At 71.7% G+C, this 16,359-nt stretch carries 21 protein-coding genes; 15 read left to right on the forward strand and 6 right to left on the reverse strand.

Annotated elements, in window-relative coordinates:
* The first annotated feature begins 10 nt into the window (after window positions 1–10).
* The 3 genes from ACGFT1_RS34345 to ACGFT1_RS34355 all read left to right on the forward strand — a co-directional run bounded on the left by ACGFT1_RS34345 (window position 11) and on the right by ACGFT1_RS34355 (window position 2,346).
* On the forward strand, window positions 11–748 hold the full coding sequence (locus ACGFT1_RS34345; RefSeq protein ID WP_373912900.1) for a DUF2993 domain-containing protein: 738 nt from the start codon (window positions 11–13) through the stop codon (window positions 746–748).
* 418 nt (window positions 749–1,166) lie between these two features.
* Window positions 1,167–2,012: a sulfurtransferase gene (locus tag ACGFT1_RS34350; RefSeq protein WP_373912901.1), complete on the forward strand. Its 846-nt coding sequence runs from the start codon at window positions 1,167–1,169 to the stop codon at window positions 2,010–2,012.
* 46 nt (window positions 2,013–2,058) lie between these two features.
* Window positions 2,059–2,346 (forward strand): DUF1416 domain-containing protein, encoded by a 288-nt coding sequence (locus ACGFT1_RS34355; protein ID WP_373912902.1) that lies wholly within the window; start codon window positions 2,059–2,061, stop codon window positions 2,344–2,346.
* 95 nt (window positions 2,347–2,441) lie between these two features.
* Here ACGFT1_RS34355 and ACGFT1_RS34360 read toward each other — a convergent pair whose 3' ends face one another.
* Together ACGFT1_RS34360 and ACGFT1_RS34365 are read right to left on the reverse strand one after the other, a co-directional pair.
* On the reverse strand, window positions 2,442–2,726 hold the full coding sequence (locus tag ACGFT1_RS34360) for a hypothetical protein (RefSeq protein WP_373912903.1): 285 nt from the start codon (window positions 2,724–2,726) through the stop codon (window positions 2,442–2,444).
* The gene (locus ACGFT1_RS34365; protein ID WP_373912904.1) at window positions 2,723–3,124 is read right to left on the reverse strand and encodes a hypothetical protein; all 402 of its coding nucleotides are present in this window, start codon (window positions 3,122–3,124) and stop codon (window positions 2,723–2,725) included. The genes ACGFT1_RS34360 and ACGFT1_RS34365 overlap by 4 nt, the downstream gene beginning before the upstream one ends.
* Before the next feature lie 166 nt (window positions 3,125–3,290).
* Between ACGFT1_RS34365 and ACGFT1_RS34370 the strand changes: the two genes are divergently transcribed.
* Genes ACGFT1_RS34370 through ACGFT1_RS34380 form a run of 3 tightly spaced genes read left to right on the forward strand, consistent with a single transcriptional unit; the run spans window position 3,291 to window position 5,574 of the window.
* Window positions 3,291–4,130: a helix-turn-helix transcriptional regulator gene (locus ACGFT1_RS34370; protein ID WP_373912905.1), complete on the forward strand. Its 840-nt coding sequence runs from the start codon at window positions 3,291–3,293 to the stop codon at window positions 4,128–4,130.
* Entirely contained in the window at window positions 4,112–4,396 is a 285-nt protein-coding gene (locus ACGFT1_RS34375) for a DUF397 domain-containing protein (protein ID WP_373912906.1), read from the forward strand. Before ACGFT1_RS34370 ends, ACGFT1_RS34375 begins: the two co-directional genes overlap by 19 nt.
* Entirely contained in the window at window positions 4,393–5,574 is a 1,182-nt protein-coding gene (locus ACGFT1_RS34380; RefSeq protein ID WP_373912907.1) for an epoxide hydrolase family protein, read from the forward strand. The genes ACGFT1_RS34375 and ACGFT1_RS34380 overlap by 4 nt, the downstream gene beginning before the upstream one ends.
* Before the next feature lie 69 nt (window positions 5,575–5,643).
* Here ACGFT1_RS34380 and ACGFT1_RS34385 read toward each other — a convergent pair whose 3' ends face one another.
* Window positions 5,644–6,060 carry an ArsI/CadI family heavy metal resistance metalloenzyme gene (locus tag ACGFT1_RS34385; protein ID WP_373912908.1) on the reverse strand — a complete coding sequence of 139 codons (417 nt, stop codon included), beginning with the start codon at window positions 6,058–6,060 and terminating at the stop codon, window positions 5,644–5,646.
* 80 nt (window positions 6,061–6,140) lie between these two features.
* On the opposite strand from ACGFT1_RS34385, the gene ACGFT1_RS34390 reads away from it, so the two are divergent.
* The 3 genes from ACGFT1_RS34390 to ACGFT1_RS34400 are packed head-to-tail and all read left to right on the forward strand — an operon-like array spanning window position 6,141 to window position 8,054.
* Complete coding sequence (locus ACGFT1_RS34390) at window positions 6,141–6,536, forward strand: ArsR/SmtB family transcription factor (RefSeq protein ID WP_373912909.1); 396 nt, start codon at window positions 6,141–6,143, stop codon at window positions 6,534–6,536.
* The gene (gene arsB, locus ACGFT1_RS34395) at window positions 6,533–7,648 is read left to right on the forward strand and encodes an ACR3 family arsenite efflux transporter (RefSeq protein WP_373912910.1); all 1,116 of its coding nucleotides are present in this window, start codon (window positions 6,533–6,535) and stop codon (window positions 7,646–7,648) included. The genes ACGFT1_RS34390 and arsB overlap by 4 nt, the downstream gene beginning before the upstream one ends.
* On the forward strand, window positions 7,641–8,054 hold the full coding sequence (locus ACGFT1_RS34400) for an arsenate reductase ArsC (protein WP_373912911.1): 414 nt from the start codon (window positions 7,641–7,643) through the stop codon (window positions 8,052–8,054). Before arsB ends, ACGFT1_RS34400 begins: the two co-directional genes overlap by 8 nt.
* A gap of 92 nt (window positions 8,055–8,146) precedes the next feature.
* Here ACGFT1_RS34400 and ACGFT1_RS34405 read toward each other — a convergent pair whose 3' ends face one another.
* The 3 genes from ACGFT1_RS34405 to ACGFT1_RS34415 are packed head-to-tail and all read right to left on the reverse strand — an operon-like array spanning window position 8,147 to window position 10,559.
* Window positions 8,147–9,394 carry a hypothetical protein gene (locus ACGFT1_RS34405; protein ID WP_373912912.1) on the reverse strand — a complete coding sequence of 416 codons (1,248 nt, stop codon included), beginning with the start codon at window positions 9,392–9,394 and terminating at the stop codon, window positions 8,147–8,149.
* A gap of 2 nt (window positions 9,395–9,396) precedes the next feature.
* Entirely contained in the window at window positions 9,397–9,651 is a 255-nt protein-coding gene (locus tag ACGFT1_RS34410; protein WP_356818073.1) for a MoaD/ThiS family protein, read from the reverse strand.
* A gap of 56 nt (window positions 9,652–9,707) precedes the next feature.
* Window positions 9,708–10,559 carry an alpha/beta hydrolase family protein gene (locus ACGFT1_RS34415; RefSeq protein WP_373912913.1) on the reverse strand — a complete coding sequence of 284 codons (852 nt, stop codon included), beginning with the start codon at window positions 10,557–10,559 and terminating at the stop codon, window positions 9,708–9,710.
* Between the two features lie 181 nt (window positions 10,560–10,740).
* On the opposite strand from ACGFT1_RS34415, the gene ACGFT1_RS34420 reads away from it, so the two are divergent.
* The 6 genes from ACGFT1_RS34420 (at window position 10,741) to ACGFT1_RS34445 (ending at window position 16,352) form a co-directional block, all read left to right on the forward strand.
* Entirely contained in the window at window positions 10,741–11,538 is a 798-nt protein-coding gene (locus ACGFT1_RS34420) for a response regulator transcription factor (protein ID WP_373912914.1), read from the forward strand.
* A gap of 84 nt (window positions 11,539–11,622) precedes the next feature.
* Window positions 11,623–12,648 (forward strand): LacI family DNA-binding transcriptional regulator, encoded by a 1,026-nt coding sequence (locus ACGFT1_RS34425; RefSeq protein WP_373912915.1) that lies wholly within the window; start codon window positions 11,623–11,625, stop codon window positions 12,646–12,648.
* 98 nt (window positions 12,649–12,746) lie between these two features.
* Window positions 12,747–13,784 carry a S1C family serine protease gene (locus ACGFT1_RS34430; RefSeq protein WP_373912916.1) on the forward strand — a complete coding sequence of 346 codons (1,038 nt, stop codon included), beginning with the start codon at window positions 12,747–12,749 and terminating at the stop codon, window positions 13,782–13,784.
* Window positions 13,785–13,842: 58 nt separating this feature from the next.
* On the forward strand, window positions 13,843–14,079 hold the full coding sequence (locus ACGFT1_RS34435) for a hypothetical protein (RefSeq protein WP_373912917.1): 237 nt from the start codon (window positions 13,843–13,845) through the stop codon (window positions 14,077–14,079).
* Window positions 14,080–14,169: 90 nt separating this feature from the next.
* Window positions 14,170–14,904: a response regulator transcription factor gene (locus ACGFT1_RS34440; protein ID WP_373912918.1), complete on the forward strand. Its 735-nt coding sequence runs from the start codon at window positions 14,170–14,172 to the stop codon at window positions 14,902–14,904.
* The gene (locus ACGFT1_RS34445) at window positions 14,901–16,352 is read left to right on the forward strand and encodes an ATP-binding protein (protein WP_373912919.1); all 1,452 of its coding nucleotides are present in this window, start codon (window positions 14,901–14,903) and stop codon (window positions 16,350–16,352) included. Before ACGFT1_RS34440 ends, ACGFT1_RS34445 begins: the two co-directional genes overlap by 4 nt.
* Window positions 16,353–16,359 lie beyond the last annotated feature (7 nt).

Below are 16,359 nucleotides of genomic sequence, written 5' to 3' on the forward strand. Positions count from 1 at the left end.
GACCCACCACATGCGCGCCCTGCGAATACTGCTGATCCTCGTCGTCATCCTGGGCGGGCTGTTCGTGATCGCGGACCGGGTCGCCGTGCACTTCGCGGAGGGCAAGGCCGCGGACAAGCTGAAGGCGACGGAGAACCTCGCGTCCACCCCGGACGTGGACATCAAGGGCTTCCCGTTCCTCACCCAGCTGGCGGGCGGCTCCCTCGACGACGTCGAGGTCGGCATCGACCATTACCGGGCGGCGACCGGCAAGGCCGGCACGACCATCCGCGTGGACGACCTGAAGGCCCACATGAACGGCGTGAAGTTCTCCGGCGACTACAGCTCCGCCATCGCGGACGCGGCGACCGGGACCGCGACGGTCTCGTACGCCGAGCTGCTGAAGACGGCCAAGTCCGAGCCGACCGAGGTGGCTCCCGGGGTCACCGCCCGGATCGTCGGGCTCTCCGACGGCGGCAACGGGAAGATCAAGGTCGCGGTGGAGGGCACCGTGGCGTCCCTGGGGCTGAAGCAGACGGTGTCCGTGCTCAGCTCGGTGGCCGTGGTGAACGACAGGGTCGAGGTGCACGCGGACTCCCTGCCCAAGCTGGGTCCCGCCGCCCTCGTCGAGAGCCGCGTCCGCGAGATCACCGACTTCCAGCAGGCCATCGACCAGCTGCCCGGCGGCATCAAGCTGGACAAGGTGCAGGCCGCGCCGGACGGCGTGGAGATCAGCGTGAAGGGTTCGGACGTGAGGCTGGCGGGGTAGTCGACCGGCACCGCGGGCCGGGACCGCCGGTGGACACCGATTGTCCGACTGGCGAGACGGTCCCGCTCACAGCGTAGGCGCGGTGGTCCACCTGAGCGCCCGGAGGTCCCCGGAGGGCCCCCGGGCGCTTTTTGCATCCCGCCATTCGGACGATCGTGTCTCGCGATGTGACACGCCGGTGGCATGTCCGCCCGTACGTCCCTACGATCGTCGGCATGAGGCGACAGGCGGATCTCACGAAGCGGCGGGCAGTGGACCTGTGCCGCGTTGCCGCCATGCTCTGTCGCCCCTTCTGAGCGGGAGTCCGGCTCCCGCATCCCACCGCCCTGCCGTCAGGGCATCCGTGCGCCGCTCGGGCACCGAGCGCGCCCCCGCTACTTCGCACGCCCCGCCGTAACTGCCCCGGAGGAGAAAGAGCATGAGCCGCAGCGACGTCCTGGTCGACGCCGACTGGCTCCAGGAGCACCTGGACGACCCGACCATCGCGATCGTCGAGGTGGACGAGGACACGTCCGCCTACGAGAAGAACCACATCCGGAACGCGATCCGCATCGACTGGACCAAGGACCTCCAGGACCCGGTCCGCCGTGACTTCGTCGACCAGGAGGGCTTCGAGGAGCTCCTGTCGGAGAAGGGCATCGCCAACGACCACACGGTCATCCTCTACGGCGGCAACAACAACTGGTTCGCGTCGTACGCCTACTGGTACTTCAAGCTGTACGGCCACGAGAACGTCAAGCTCCTCGACGGCGGCCGCAAGAAGTGGGAGCTGGACGCCCGCGAGCTGGTCGCCGGTGACGAGGTCCCCGAGCGCCCGAAGACGGACTACACCGCCCAGCCGCAGAACAAGGCGATCCGCGCCTTCCGGGACGACGTCGTCGCCGCGATCGGCGCGCAGAACCTGGTCGACGTCCGCTCGCCCGACGAGTTCTCCGGCAAGCTGCTCGCCCCGGCGCACCTGCCGCAGGAGCAGTCGCAGCGGCCGGGTCACGTGCCGAGCGCCAAGAACATCCCGTGGTCGAAGAACGCCAACGACGACGGCACGTTCAAGTCGGACGAGGACCTCAAGGCCCTCTACGCCGAGGAGGACGTCGACCTGGCCAAGGACACGATCGCCTACTGCCGCATCGGTGAGCGCTCGGCCCTGACCTGGTTCGTGCTGCACGAGCTGCTCGGCGTGGAGAACGTCAAGAACTACGACGGCTCCTGGACCGAGTACGGCTCCCTCGTCGGCGTGCCGATCGAACTCGGCTCCGGCAAGTAACCCCTTCCCGAACGACCTTCCCGGTCAGACCCTCTGGAGAGACAGCATGTGTGGAGCGAAGGCCGGCGGCCCGGACGCCTCGACCATCAAGCCCGGTGAGACCACGATCCAGGGCCAGGTGACCCGCGACGGCGAGCCCGTGGTCGGTTACGTCCGACTGCTCGACTCGACCGGCGAGTTCACCGCAGAGGTTCCCACCTCCGCGACCGGCCAGTTCCGCTTCTACGCGGCCGAGGGCACGTGGACCGTCCGGGCGCTGATCCCGGGCGGCACGGCCGACCGCACGGTCGTCGCCCAGCAGGGCGGCCTGGCCGAGGTCGCGATCGCGGTCTGAGCCGCCCGAGGGCGCCTCACCGACGGCTGAGGGCCGCATCCCCTGGGTTGGACGCCAGTGGGGGGTGCGGCCTTTCGGCTGCCCCCGACCGTCGGTCAGCCCCGCGTCCTCACGGTCGCGAGAACCGCGGTCACGAGCAGCGCGGCGGCGCAGAGCGCGGTGAGCACGCCGCTCACAGCCGCCCCGTCGGACGCCCGGCGCCGGACCCGGTGCCGGGGACGGGTGACGGGCGGCCGGGGCGCGGGGGCGGCGGGCACGTCCCGCACACCCGGCCGGAACGGCGGCAGAGCGTAGGCCGGCCACGGGCCCACGGCGTCCCGCGGCGAGCGCCTCCCCCACCGCGCGCACTCCTCGTACGGCAGTCCCCCGGTCACCGTCATGCCCGGTGCTCCTGTCGCTGGTGCTGACGCAGCAGCACATTGGCATCGGTCTCGGCACTGCGGTCGAACGCCGTCCGCGCCCCCTCCCGCCGCTCCGCCAGCTCCGCGCACGCGGCGCAGCCCGGCACCGGACGCGGCGGCCGGCTGGCGTCGTCCAACGGCGCGGGCAGCGAAGGCAGCGCCCCGGCACGGCGGTTGACGGCCCGGACACTCGCGCAGAGCCGCTCCCGGTCGGTGGCCGGGCGCAGCGTGCCCGGATCGGCCTCCCACTCCACCCCACCGCCGACGGGGCGCAGCAACGCGTACGGGCCGGCCCGGTCGCGGTACTCGCCGACCCTGTCGGTGGCCGGATCGTAGAGGAGGCTCCCCGGCTCGTGGGGCTCCGACGTCGTTGTCATCGCGGCCTGCTCCTTTCCATGAACGCCTGAGCGCAGCGCATACGTAGGACTACCCTGCGTGTTCGGAATGCCTACGAGCATGGCCCACGGAAAGCGCGTTTGAGCTGTTGAGAGGCCCAAATTCAACGTTGCGGCCACCAAATTCAACAAATTCAACAGGAGTGCGATGCCACAACGGCTGGTGATCACGGGACGGAGCCAGGAGCCGAGGGCTCGGTTCACCGAGGAGCTACGGCGCCTCCGCGGCGAACGCGGCCTCTCCCTGCGGGACCTCGCCAAGGAGGTGGGCTGGGACTCGTCCCAGTTCAGCAAGATGGAGAGCGGCCAGACCCTGGGCGGCCCGGAGGTCGTACAGGCACTGGACCAGTTCTACGGGACACCGGGGCTGCTGGTGACCCTGTGGGAACTGGCGGTCGCCGACCCGACGCAGTTCAAGGAGCAGTATCGGCGCTACATGGTGCTGGAGGCCGAGGCGATGAGCCTGTGGCACTACGCGGTGAGCGCACCACCTGGCCTTCTGCAGACGGCTGGTTACGCGCGCGAGGCGCTGGCGGCAGGCGGCCTCAAGGGGTCAGAGCTGGAGCAGCAGGTCGAGGCGCGTGTAGGGCGACGAATGCTGCTGGAAGGTGACGATGCTCCGCCGTTTCGCGTCATCCTCTCCGAAGCGGTGCTGCGGACTCCCCTACGTGACACGAGGGCTTGGCGGGAACAGATGGAGTACCTGGCAGAGGCGTCGGAGCGGCCGAACATCACGCTTCACGTGTTGCCTTTCAGTGCCGGTCCTCATGGCCTGATGAACACCGCTGTGAAGTTCTTGCGACTGTTGGACGGTCGTACCGTTGCCTACACCGAGAACGATGTACGTGGCGAACTGATCGAGAAAAACAACGAGGTTGAGCATTTGCAGCGCACTTATGATGCGGTGCGCGACTTGTCGCTGTACCCGGCTGAGTCGCAGACGTTCATCCTGCGGATGTTGGAGGAGCCTTGCGAGTCATCGACCTGAGCGAAGCGACGTGGCGCAGGAGCAGCCGCAGCAACACTACGGGCGGCGACTGCGTCGAAGTCTCCGACGACTTCCTGGGCGCGGCCTGGCGCAGGAGCAGCTACAGCAACTCGGACGGCGGCGAGTGCCTGGAGGTAGCCGACAACCTCCCCTCCGTCGTCCCCGTCCGTGACAGCAAGGCCCCCGCCCGTGGGGCCCTCGTCTTCCGGGCGAGCACCTGGGTGGCCTTCGTGTCCGGGATCAAGGACGCGAGTCCGCTCGGATGATCCGACCGTTCCGCATTGCGGTCCCGGACAGCGATCTGGACGACCTGAGGTACCGCCTCGACCGCACCCGCTGGCCGGACGAACTGCCCGGCGTCGGCTGGTCCTACGGTGTTCCGCGTGACTACCTGCGGGAACTCGCGCACTACTGGCGGCACGAGTACGACTGGCGGGCGGCGGAGGCCCGCCTGAACCGGTGGCCGCAGTTCACGACCACGATCGACGGCGCGAACATCCACTTCGCGCACATCCGCTCGCCGGAACCGGATGCCACGCCGCTGATCATCACGCACGGCTGGCCGGGGTCCATCGTCGAGTTCGAGCGGATCGCCGGACCGCTCACCGACCCCCGGGCGCACGGCGCCGACCCGGCGGACGCCTTCCATCTGGTCCTGCCGAGCATCCCCGGCTTCGGGTTCTCCGGCCCCACCCGCGAGAGCGGCTGGGAGTACCGCCGTGTCGCGGCCGCGTTCGCCGAGTTGATGCGCCGCCTGGACCATCACCGTTACGGAACTCAGGGCGGTGACTGGGGAGCGGCCGTCTCCCGCGAACTGGGCCGCATCCGCCCCGACCACGTCATCGGCGTCCATCTGAACCTCATTCCCGGCGCCGGGGCCACGGCCGAGCCGTCACAGGCGGAACTCGCCACCCTCGGCCCCGCGGAACGGGAGCGCGCCCGGGCCTCCTGGGAGCGGATGCGGGCGTGGAGCCGCGACGAGCAGGGTTACGCGGACATCCAGTCCACGCGACCGCAGACCCTCGCCTACGCGCTTTCCGACTCACCCGTCGGCCAGCTCGCCTGGATCGCCGAGAAGTTCAAGGAGTGGACGGACTCCGCCGACCGGCCGGAGGACGCCGTCGACCGCGACCATCTCCTGACCAACGTGATGCTGTACTGGCTGACCGGGACCGCCGGCTCCTCCGCGCGCATCTACTACGAGCGCGCCCACGCGGCCTACCGGGGAGAAGCACCCGAGCCCTCGACCGTCCCCACCGCGTTCGCCTCCTTCCCCCACGAGAACTTCCTCGCCCTGCGCCACATCGCCGAACGCACCGACAACATCGTCCGCTGGACGGAGTTCGACCGGGGAGGCCACTTCGCCGCGATGGAGCAGCCGGACCTGCTCGTCGGGGACGTCCGCGCCTTCTTCCGCGGCCTGCGCGAGGCGACCGGCTGCTGACCGTGCGGGCACCGGCCGCCCCGTGCCGTCCGGAACGCCCCGCGCGGCATCCGCGCCCCCGGGGGCCGGTCAGCACGCACACCCGGCGGCTCCGCCCGTCGGGCTCTTGCCCATCCCCTCGGCGTCGGCCTTGACGACGTACACCTCCCACGGCTCCTTGCCGGGGCCGTGGACCCACACCTTGTCCTGCACGGCGTAGCAGCAGGACGTGTCGTTCTCCTCGAAGGTCGCGAGCCCCGCGTCCTTGAGGCGGGTGGTGGCGGCGGTGACCTCGCCGGTGGTGCCGACCTCGACGCCGAGGTGGTCGAGGCGGGTCTCCCGGCCGGGCTCGCCCTCGATGAGGACGAGCTTGAGCGGCGGGGTGGTGATCGCGAAGTTGGCGTAGCCGGGGCGCCGCTTGGCGGGCTCGACACCGAACAGCTTGGAGTAGAAGGCGACGGACGCTTCGAGGTCGGCGACGTTGAGCGCGAGCTGGACACGGGACATGACGATCACTCCGGACAGGTTGTATTGATGTCTGTCGATGCAAGCTTGCGCCTTGAATCGAAAAACATCAACATAGAGGCATGTCGAAACAAGAGCTCGCGGTGCTCGGCCGGGACGGCGCCGACGGATGCTGCCCCGGCCTGCTGACCGCTCCCCTGGCCGAGGACCGGGCCGAGACGCTGGCGAGGGTGTTCAAGGCGCTGGGCGACCCGGTGCGGCTGCGGCTGCTGTCGCTGATCGCCTCACGGGCGGGCGGCGAGGTCTGCGTCTGCGACCTCACCCCCGCCTTCGACCTGTCGCAGCCCACGATCTCGCATCACCTGAAGCTGCTGAAGCAGGCCGGACTGATCGACTCCGAACGGCGCGGGACGTGGGTGTACTACCGGCTGCTGCCCGAGACGACCGACCAGCTGGCCGCCATCCTCACCCGCCCCACCGGAACGCCTCTGCCCGGGACGGCCGGGGCAGCCTCGTGAGCACCCGCACAGCCGTGCCCGCCGGACCGGTCGCCGGCCGGCTGTCGTTCCTGGACCGGTTCCTCGCCGTGTGGATCCTCGCCGCGATGGCCGCCGGCCTCGGCCTGGGCCGCCTCGTCCCGGGCCTGGGGGACGCGCTCGCGAAGGTCACCGTCACCGGGGTCTCGCTGCCGATCGCGCTCGGGCTGCTGGTGATGATGTACCCGGTCCTGGCGAAGGTCCGCTACGACCGCCTCGACACCGTCACCCGCGACCGCCGCCTGCTGATCCCGTCGCTGGTGCTGAACTGGATCGTCGGCCCGGCGCTGATGTTCGCGCTCGCCTGGCTCTTCCTGCCGGACCTGCCCGAGTACCGCACCGGGCTGATCATCGTCGGGCTCGCCCGCTGCATCGCCATGGTCGTCATCTGGAACGACCTCGCCTGCGGCGACCGCGAGGCCGCCGCCGTCCTGGTGGCGCTGAACTCCGTGTTCCAGGTGATCGCGTTCTCCGCGCTGGGCTGGTTCTACCTCAGCGTGCTGCCCGGCCGGCTCGGACTGGAGCAGACCGCGCTGCACGTGTCGGTGTGGGAGATCACCCGCTCCGTACTGGTCTTCCTCGGCATCCCGCTGCTGGCCGGGTTCCTCACCCGCCGCATCGGCGAGAAGGCCAAGGGCCGTACCTGGTACGAGACGAAGCTGATCCCCCGGATCGGCCCGTTCGCCCTGTACGGGCTGCTGTTCACCATCGTCGTGCTCTTCGCCCTCCAGGGCCACGCCATCACCTCCCGGCCACTGGACGTCGCCCGGATCGCGCTGCCGCTGCTGGCGTACTTCGCGCTGATGTGGGCCGGGTCCATGGCCGCCGGCCGCGCGGTCGGACTCGACCACCCGAGGGCGACGACGCTGGCGTTCACCGCCGCGGGCAACAACTTCGAGCTGGCCGTCGCGGTCGCCATCGCCACGTTCGGCGCCACCTCCGGGCAGGCCCTCGCCGGAGTCGTCGGCCCCCTCATCGAGGTACCCGTCCTCATCGGCCTGGTGTACGTCGCCCTCGCCGCCCGCCGCTTCTTCCCCCAGCCCGCCCCGGCGGCCGAATCGGTCACCGCTCCGGAAGGTCCCGCCCGTGTCTGAACCCAAGCCGTCCGTGCTGTTCGTGTGCGTCCACAACGCCGGTCGCTCCCAGATGGCCGCCGCCTTCCTCACCCACCTCTCCGAGGGGCGGGTCGAGGTCCGCTCCGCCGGATCGGCACCGGCCGGCGCCGTGAACCCGGCCGCCGTACAGGCGATGGCGGAGGCCGGCATCGACATGTCGGCCGAGACACCGAAGGTCCTGACCGTCGAGGCCGTCCGGGCGTCCGACGTGGTGATCACGATGGGCTGCGGCGACACCTGCCCCGTCTTCCCCGGCAAGACCTACCTCGACTGGGACCTCGACGACCCCGCCGGCCAGGGCGTCGAGGCCGTCCGGCCGATCCGCGACGAGATCGAGCGCCGCACCCGGACCCTCCTCACCACACTCCTGCCGCACCCCGCCTGACCCGCACCCCACTCCGCCGCGGCGGTGCGGAGCGGACAGCCCGTCCTGCGCTCACTGATCGCCTACGACCACCAACCCTTGGAATCGATCGTCTAGTGGCCCAGCGCCCGTCCCAGCAGCCACACCACCGGTGCCGCCGCCGACAGGGGCAGGGCCACGCCGGCCGTGAAGTGGACGAAGCGGGACGGGTAGTCGTAGCTCGCGACCCGGTGGCCGATCAGCGCGCACACCCCGGCGGCCCCGCCCAGCAGCGCCCCCGTCGTGCCGAAACCGGTCATCGTGCCGACGGCGATCCCCGCACCCGCCGCGGCCAGCACGGACACCGCGACCGAGGCCGGGGTCGGCAGGGGCAGGGCGCGGGCCAGGACGGCCACCGCCACCGCCGCCGCGCCCACCGACACCGCGTGCGTGCCGGCTGCCAGGAACCCGGTCGCCAGTACGGCGAGCGCCGCCGAGGCGACCGTCGCCATCAGGCCGTAGATCCGCTCGTCCGCCGAGGCGTGCGAGCGCAGCTGGAGGACGAGGGACAGCAGGACCCACAGGCCGAGCGAGCCGAGGATCGCCACCAGGGCGTGGTCGGGGCCGGCCGCCAGGACGGCCACGTCGGCGGTCAGCGCGCCCGCGAAGGCCAGCGCGATGCCCTGCCGGGCCGGCCACATGCCGTTCAGCCGGAACCAGCCCGCCGCCGTCACCGCCTGGAGCACCACGAGCGGCACGACGAGCGCGTAGGAGGCGATCGGCGCCGTCACGGCCAGCAGCAGGCCCAGTACGGCGGTGAGCGCCGCGGGCTGCATGCCGGGCTCGATGACCGGTGAGCGGCCCTCCAGGCGGGCCCGCTGGGCGTCGGTGATCCGCGCGTTGCCGGCGAGGGTGGCGGGACCGTACTCCGGCTCCTCCTCGGCCTCCGGCGCGGGAGCAGCGGCGGATGCGGGCACGGGTGCCGGGATCCGGGCCGGTGCCGGAGCCGGAGCCGGTTCGGGGTGCTGCGCGGGGGCGTAGGCCTCCCCGTACGCACCGCCGCCGTAGGAACCGCCGCCGGGCGAACCGCCGCCGTACGAGCCCTCGTACGGCGGGTACTGCTCCTCCTGGTACGGCTCGTGGCCGTACGGCTGCCGGTACGCCGGCTGGGGGTACGGCTGCTGCTCCTGCCGCGGCGGGTACGCCGGGTCCGGCAGCGGCGCGTGCGTCTGCGTCTCCCAGGTCTGGCCCTGCCACTGCTGGGTGAGCTCCGGATCGTGCCCGGGCTGCTGCCCCTGCTGCGGCTCGTGCCCGGGCCAGTGCTGCTGCTGTTGCTGGTCGTAGCCCTCGTAGGGGCCGCCCTGATACGGCTGGTCGGTCATGCTCACCCTCCTGCGAACGGCGGGAGCACCTCGACCGTGCCGCCCTCGGCCAGCCGTACCGTCTCATGCGCTCGGGTCCCGGCCGGGTCGCCGTCGACGAGGAACGAGCACCGCTTCAGCACGCGCGTCAGCTCACCGGGGTGGCGCGCGCGCACGGCGGCCAGCGCGTCGGCCAGTGTGTCCGCCTCGTACGGCTCCTCGGCGACCTGGGCCGCGGCCTTGGCGGCGGCCCAGTACCGCACCGTGACCTTGGGCATCTCGATCCTCACTCGACGGCAGGAAAAGACATGGACGAAGACAGTGTGGGGTCAGGCTAGCCCGCCGCCGACACCGCCCAGTCCCCGATCCGGGCCAGCAGGGCGTCGTCCGCCGCGTTCTCCGCGTGGCCCATGCCCGCCTCGACCCAGAGTTCCGCGTGGTCACCGGCCGCCCCGGCGAGCATCCGGGGGTGGTCGAGGGGGAAGTAGCCGTCCCGGTCGCCGTGCACGACCAGCAGCGGCGTCGGGGCGATCCGCGGGACCGCCTGCACCGGGGAGAGCGGTACGGGGTTCCAGTCCCGGTGATGGATGCGCGTGCGCAGGCCGTAGCGGCCGACCAGGCGGCCCGCGGGGCGGGTGACCAGCCAGTGCAGGCGGCGCATGGGGGCCGTGCCCCGGTAGTACCAGCGGGCCGGTGAACTCACCGAGACCACGGCGCCGACCGTGCCCGGGTGCAGTGCCGCGTGCCGCAGGACGACCGAGCCGCCCATGGAGAAGCCGACGGTCACCACGCGCGCGTGCCCGAGGCCGCGGGCCCACTCCACGGCGGCGGCGAGGTCCAGCACCTCTTTGTCACCGACCGTGGACCGGCCGCCGGACCGGCCGTGACCGCGGAAGGAGAACGTGACGACCGCGCCGTGAGCGCGCAGGACGCGTGCCACCCGGCGCACGTGCGGCCGGTCCACGTCGCCGGTGAACCCGTGGGCGATCACGAACACCAGATCACGGGCGGGAGCACGGGAGTCGTCCGGGGATGCCGAGGGCACGGCGGCGCCGGGATCGTATACGGCCTCGACCGCGATTCCGTCGGCCGTGCGCAGGAACGTCCGGATAGGGCCCCGTCTGCCTGTCTCGGCATTCGGACGAATGGTGGAACCTGCCGCATGACCCGCCGAACGGTTGCTCATGTGGGCTATTCTGCTGGGCAGAGGACTCGGGCAGCGTAGCCCCCGGGTCCTTTCGTGCTTTCGGAAGCGTTGTATACGAAGCGGGATACCTCAGGTGACCGCGGGTGTACGGGGCCTTCGGGATCGCAGAGCAGTGCCGCACCGCACACGTCCTCGCAGGGACCGAGGAGGAACCAGACGTATGAGTTCTCTGCTGCTCCTGACCAACGCCCTCCAGCCGTCGACGGAGGTGCTTCCCGCCCTCGGCCTGCTCCTGCACAACGTGCGGGTCGCCCCGGCGGAGGGCCCCGCGCTGGTGGACACCCCGGGCGCCGACGTGATCCTGGTCGACGGCCGCCGCGACCTCCCACAGGTGCGCAGCCTGTGCCAGCTGCTGCGGTCCACCGGACCCGGCTGTCCGCTGATCCTCGTGGTCACCGAGGGCGGCCTCGCCGCCGTCACCGCCGACTGGGGTATCGACGACGTGCTCCTAGACACGGCCGGTCCCGCGGAGGTCGAGGCGAGGCTGCGGCTGGCCATGGGCCGCCAGCAGATCGTCAACGACGACTCCCCGATGGAGATCCGCAACGGCGACCTCTCGGTGGACGAGGCGACGTACTCCGCGAAGCTCAAGGGCCGGGTCCTCGACCTGACCTTCAAGGAGTTCGAGCTGCTCAAGTACCTCGCCCAGCACCCGGGCCGGGTCTTCACCCGCGCCCAGCTGCTCCAGGAGGTCTGGGGCTACGACTACTTCGGCGGCACCCGTACGGTCGACGTGCACGTACGGCGGCTGCGGGCCAAGCTCGGCCCGGAGCACGAGTCGCTGATCGGGACCGTACGCAACGTCGGCTACCGCTTCGTCACGCCCGAGAAGCCCGAGCGCTCCGCCGACAAGCCCGAGCGCCCCGCCGACGAGGCACAGGCCAGGACGGGCGGGGCCCGGACAGAGGGCACGCCGACCACCGTCCTGGACGGCGTCGAGATCCACGCGGAGGCGTAGGGCCGGGCGGCGGGGTCCGGGGACCGGTCGGCCGGGATGTGATACGCCCTGCCCAGGGCGGGTCAATCCGCGTAGACTCCGCGCGTGGCCAAGGTGACTCGGGATGATGTGGCACGGCTGGCGGGGACCTCCACCGCCGTCGTCAGTTATGTCATCAACAACGGACCCCGGCCGGTCGCACCGGCCACGCGCGAGCGTGTACTCGCCGCGATCAAGGAGCTGGGGTACCGGCCCGACCGGGTCGCCCAGGCGATGGCGTCCCGCCGCACGGACCTCATAGGCCTGATCATCCCGGACGCCCGCCAGCCGTTCTTCGGCGAGATGGCGCACGCGGTCGAGCAGGCCGCCTCCGAGCGCGGGAAAATGGTCCTCGTCGGCAACACCGACTACATCGGCGAGCGCGAGGTCCACTACCTGCGCGCCTTCCTCGGCATGCGGGTCTCCGGGCTCATCCTCGTCTCCCACGCGCTGAACGACAGCGCCGCCGCCGAGATCGACGCCTGGGACGCCCGGGTGGTGCTGCTGCACGAACGCCCGGAGGCCATCGACGACGTCGCCGTGGTGACGGACGACCTCGGCGGCGCCCACCTCGCCGTGCGCCACCTGCTGGAACACGGCTACGAGTACGTCGCCTGCATGGGCGGCACGGCACAGACGCCGGCCGTCGGCGACCCGGTGTCCGACCATGTCGAGGGCTGGCGGCGGGCCATGGCCGAGGCCGGCCTGTCCACCGAGGGCCGGCTGTTCGAGGCGCCGTACAACCGTTACGACGCCTACCGCGTCGCCCTGGAGCTGCTCGCCGGTCCGGACCGGCCGCCCGCGGTGTTCTGCTCCACCGACGACCAGGCGATCGGCCTGCTGCGGGCCGCGCGCGAGCTGCGCATCGACGTGCCCGGGAAGCTCGCGGTGGCCGGCTTCGACGACATCAAGGAGGCCGCGCTCGCCGATCCGCCGCTGACCACGGTCGCCTCCGACCGCTCGGCGATGGCCCGGGCGGCGGTCGACCTGGTGCTGGACGACGGGCTGCGCGTCGCCGGGTCGCGGCGCGAGCGGCTGAAGACGTTCCCGTCCCGGCTCGTGGTGCGGACCTCCTGCGGCTGCCTGGGCTGACCGCCCCCGGCACGCCCTCATATCGGGCGAACGAGCTTCTGCCGGGCTTCTCAGGGTGCACTCAGGAAGCTCTCATGGTCGCGGGGGACCCTTCTGTCATGACCGAGAGCATCCGCCGCAGCGGCGAGTACGGGTACGACGACACCCAGGGCGCGTACCCCCAGCAGCACAGCTACTCCGCTCCCGTGAACCCCGAGTGGCCGCCCCCGCCGCCGTACGCGCCGGTGACGGCGGCCGGCGCCCCGGAGCCGACGCCTCCGCAGAAGCGCGCCCGCAGGCCGGTGGCCCTGCTCGCGGCGGTCGCGATCGTCGCGGCGGCCGTCGGCGGCGGCACCGCCTACGCCTTCCAGGAGCTGGCCGGCACGGACACCGTCGCCGTCGCCGGCAGCAGCACCACCGTGGTGCCGGCCGCCAAGAAGGGCGACGTCGCCGCGATCGCCGCGGCGGTCAGCCCCAGCGTGGTCGAGATCAACGCGACGCTGCGCAACGGCACCTCCACCGGCTCCGGTGTGGTCATCACCTCCGGCGGCGAGATCGTCACCAACAATCACGTCATCTCCGGCGCCACCTCGGTCAAGGTGCGCACCAGCGACGGCAGAAGCTATCCCGCCCGGGTCGTCGGCACCGACAGCTCCAAGGACCTCGCCCTGATCAGGCTCCAGGGCGCCTCGGGTCTGAGGACGGCCGCGCTCGGCGACTCCGGCAGCGTCCAGGTCGGTGACACGGTCGTCGCGATCGGCTCCCCCGAGGGCCTGACCGGCACCGTCACCAGCGGCATCGTCTCCGCCCTGAACCGGGACGTCACCGTGCCCACCGAGGAGAGCCAGGGCCAGGGCCAGGGCGGCGACGGACAGTGGCCGTTCCAGTTCGGCGGCCGTGAGTTCAACGGCGACACCGGCTCGTCCACCACCACGTACAAGGCCATCCAGACCGACGCGTCCCTGAACCCCGGCAACTCCGGCGGTGCCCTGATCGACGCGAGCGGTCACATCATCGGCATCAACTCCGCGATGTACGCGTCGAGCGCGCAGTCGTCCTCGTCCTCGGACGCGGGCAGCGTCGGCCTCGGCTTCGCCATCCCCGTCAACACCGTCAAGTCCGACCTGGCCAAGCTCAGGTCGGGTGCACAGAACTGACGGCCGCCCGGCCGGCACCCGTCCGGCCGGCGTCCGTCCAGCCAGCAGGGAGCAGGTCATGATCCAGCAGGTTTCGCACCAGGAAGCGGGCCGCGGCCCGGCCGACCTGACCGTCGCCCTCTCGGTCGCGCACGATCTGCACGCGGCCGCCGGGACCGCCCGCGCCCCCGAGGTCGTCCCCGCCCCCGTCCCCGAGCTGATGGGCCTGCGCATCTCCGCCGCCCGGCCGCACCGGCGCAAGGTGCCGCTGAACCGGCTCAACACGATGCGCAGCCTGAGCGCGCTCGGCGTCTGAGGCCCCGCCTGCCCGCTGTCCGGCCCGGGACCGTGCGAGGCTGGAAGCCCCGACCGGGCCACCCACCACACCCCGAGGAAACCGCGATCGATGAGCCCCGCCGAAGGCGACCGTGACCCCCAGCGCATCCTGATCGTCGACGACGAACCGGCCGTACGCGAGGCACTCCAGCGCAGCCTCGCCTTCGAGGGGTACGACACCGAGGTCGCCGTCGACGGCGCGGACGCCCTGGACAAGGCCACCGCCTACCGCCCGGACCTGGTCGTCCTCGACATCCAGATGCCGCGCATGGACGGCCTGACCGCGGCCCGCCGCATCCGCGGCACCGGTGACACCACCCCGATCCTGATGCTCACGGCCCGCGACACGGTCGGCGACCGGGTCACCGGCCTGGACGCGGGCGCGGACGACTACCTCGTCAAGCCGTTCGAGCTGGACGAACTCTTCGCCCGCATCCGCGCCCTGCTGCGCCGCAGCTCCTACGCGGTCACCGTGTCCGCCGAGGCCCAGCAGGACGACGCCCTCACCTTCGCCGACCTGCGCATGGACCTGTCGACCCGGGAGGTGACCCGCGGTACCCGGCAGGTGGAACTGACCCGCACCGAGTTCACGCTCCTGGAGATGTTCATGGCCCATCCGCGCCAGGTCCTCACCCGTGAGCAGATCCTCAAGGCCGTCTGGGGCTTCGACTTCGAGCCGTCGTCCAACTCCCTCGACGTCTACGTCATGTACCTGCGCCGCAAGACCGAGGCCGGCGGCGAGCCCCGCCTCGTGCACACCGTGCGCGGCGTGGGATACGTCCTGCGCCAGGGCGGCGCCGAGTGAACCAGCTGGTGCGCCGCTACCGGGGGCTGCCGATCCGCGCCCGGCTGGCGATGCTGGTCGCGGCGGCGGTCGCGTTCGCGGTGGCGGCGGTCTCGGTGACGTGCTGGTTCATCGTGCAGGGCAAGCTGTACAACCAGCTGGACGAGGACCTGAAGAAGACGCTTCGGGGCACGGCCCAGATGAACCAGCTCCAGGACACCCTCGACAACTGCGCCGACACCCCGCCCAGCGACGGCCTGTTCCGGGACCGGTACTCCCAGGTGGTCACCGAGGACGGCCGGGTCTGCCTGTTCGGCGGCGCCTCGGGCAGGATCCGGGTCACCCAGGGCGACAAGTCCGAGATCGCGGACCTGAAGCCCGGAGTCATCTACTTCCGCAACGGGACCGACAGCGGGGGCAACGAGCTGCGGGTGCTCACCCAGCCGTTCGGACCCACCTCCACCGCGAGCGGCGGGCGCGGACCCAACATCGGCGTGCTCGTCGCCCTGCCGCTCAAGAGCACCGAGAAGACCCTCGACGATCTCGCCCTGGTCCTGCTCCTGGTGTCCGCGATCGGTGTCGTCGGTGCCGGAGCCGCCGGCCTCGCGGTCGCCCGGGCCGGGCTGCGCCCGGTCGACAAGCTCACCGAGGCCGTGGAACACGTGGCCCGCACCGAGGACCTGACGATCCGCATCCCCGTCCAGGACGACAGCGAGGACGAGGTGGCCCGGCTCTCCCGGTCGTTCAACTCGATGACCGCCTCCCTGGCCAGCTCCCGCGACCTCCAGCAGCAGCTGATCGCGGACGCCGGCCACGAACTGCGCACGCCGCTGACGTCGTTGCGGACGAACGTCGAGCTCCTCAGCCGCAGCGAGGAGACCGGCCGTCCGATCCCGCCGGCGGACCGCAGGGCGCTGCTCGCCTCGGTGAAGGCGCAGATGACCGAACTGGCCGCCCTCATCGGCGACCTCCAGGAGCTGTCCCGCACGGAGAGCCAGCGCGGCGAGCGGGTCCAGGTCACCGCGTTCCAGGACGCGGTCGAGGCGGCCCTGCGCCGGGCACGGCTGCGCGGCCCGGAACTGAAGATCACCGCCGACCTGGAGCCCTGGTTCGTCCGGGCGGAACCCTCCGCGCTGGAGCGGGCGGTCGTCAACATCCTCGACAACGCCGTGAAGTTCAGCCCCGGGGGCGGCACGGTCGACGTGCGGCTGAGCGGGGGCGAGCTGACGATCCGCGATCACGGACCCGGCATCCCCGAGGACGAACTCCCCTACGTCTTCGACCGGTTCTGGCGCTCCCCCAGCGCCCGCGCCCTGCCCGGCTCGGGCCTCGGCCTGTCCATCGTCGCCCGTACGGTCCGGCAGGCGGGCGGCGAGGTCACCCTGGCCCGCGCGGAGGGCGGCGGCACGGTGGCGACCGTACGGCTGCCGGGGGCGCCGACCCCGCCGCCGGAGACACCGGCCGGCTGAGCCCCAC

This window comes from Streptomyces sp. Y20 (assembly GCF_043195475.1).
Classification (GTDB): domain Bacteria; phylum Actinomycetota; class Actinomycetes; order Streptomycetales; family Streptomycetaceae; genus Streptomyces.

What these genes read in the sequence shown, in the direction of transcription:
- ACGFT1_RS34435 (WP_373912917.1), top strand. Translation starts at nt 13,843, where the DNA reads ATGATCCAGCAGGTTTCGCACCAGGAAGCGGGCCGCGGCCCGGCCGAC.
- ACGFT1_RS34355 (WP_373912902.1), top strand. Translation starts at nt 2,059, where the DNA reads ATGTGTGGAGCGAAGGCCGGCGGCCCGGACGCCTCGACCATCAAGCCC.
- ACGFT1_RS34430 (WP_373912916.1), top strand. Translation starts at nt 12,747, where the DNA reads ATGACCGAGAGCATCCGCCGCAGCGGCGAGTACGGGTACGACGACACC.
- ACGFT1_RS34350 (WP_373912901.1), top strand. Translation starts at nt 1,167, where the DNA reads ATGAGCCGCAGCGACGTCCTGGTCGACGCCGACTGGCTCCAGGAGCAC.
- ACGFT1_RS34370 (WP_373912905.1), top strand. Translation starts at nt 3,291, where the DNA reads ATGCCACAACGGCTGGTGATCACGGGACGGAGCCAGGAGCCGAGGGCT.
- ACGFT1_RS34380 (WP_373912907.1), top strand. Translation starts at nt 4,393, where the DNA reads ATGATCCGACCGTTCCGCATTGCGGTCCCGGACAGCGATCTGGACGAC.
- ACGFT1_RS34420 (WP_373912914.1), top strand. Translation starts at nt 10,741, where the DNA reads ATGAGTTCTCTGCTGCTCCTGACCAACGCCCTCCAGCCGTCGACGGAG.
- ACGFT1_RS34415 (WP_373912913.1), bottom strand. Translation starts at nt 10,559, where the DNA reads ATGAGCAACCGTTCGGCGGGTCATGCGGCAGGTTCCACCATTCGTCCG.
- ACGFT1_RS34385 (WP_373912908.1), bottom strand. Translation starts at nt 6,060, where the DNA reads ATGTCCCGTGTCCAGCTCGCGCTCAACGTCGCCGACCTCGAAGCGTCC.
- ACGFT1_RS34360 (WP_373912903.1), bottom strand. Translation starts at nt 2,726, where the DNA reads ATGACGGTGACCGGGGGACTGCCGTACGAGGAGTGCGCGCGGTGGGGG.
- ACGFT1_RS34390 (WP_373912909.1), top strand. Translation starts at nt 6,141, where the DNA reads ATGTCGAAACAAGAGCTCGCGGTGCTCGGCCGGGACGGCGCCGACGGA.
- ACGFT1_RS34365 (WP_373912904.1), bottom strand. Translation starts at nt 3,124, where the DNA reads ATGACAACGACGTCGGAGCCCCACGAGCCGGGGAGCCTCCTCTACGAT.
- ACGFT1_RS34410 (WP_356818073.1), bottom strand. Translation starts at nt 9,651, where the DNA reads ATGCCCAAGGTCACGGTGCGGTACTGGGCCGCCGCCAAGGCCGCGGCC.
- ACGFT1_RS34345 (WP_373912900.1), top strand. Translation starts at nt 11, where the DNA reads ATGCGCGCCCTGCGAATACTGCTGATCCTCGTCGTCATCCTGGGCGGG.
- ACGFT1_RS34440 (WP_373912918.1), top strand. Translation starts at nt 14,170, where the DNA reads ATGAGCCCCGCCGAAGGCGACCGTGACCCCCAGCGCATCCTGATCGTC.
- ACGFT1_RS34405 (WP_373912912.1), bottom strand. Translation starts at nt 9,394, where the DNA reads ATGACCGACCAGCCGTATCAGGGCGGCCCCTACGAGGGCTACGACCAG.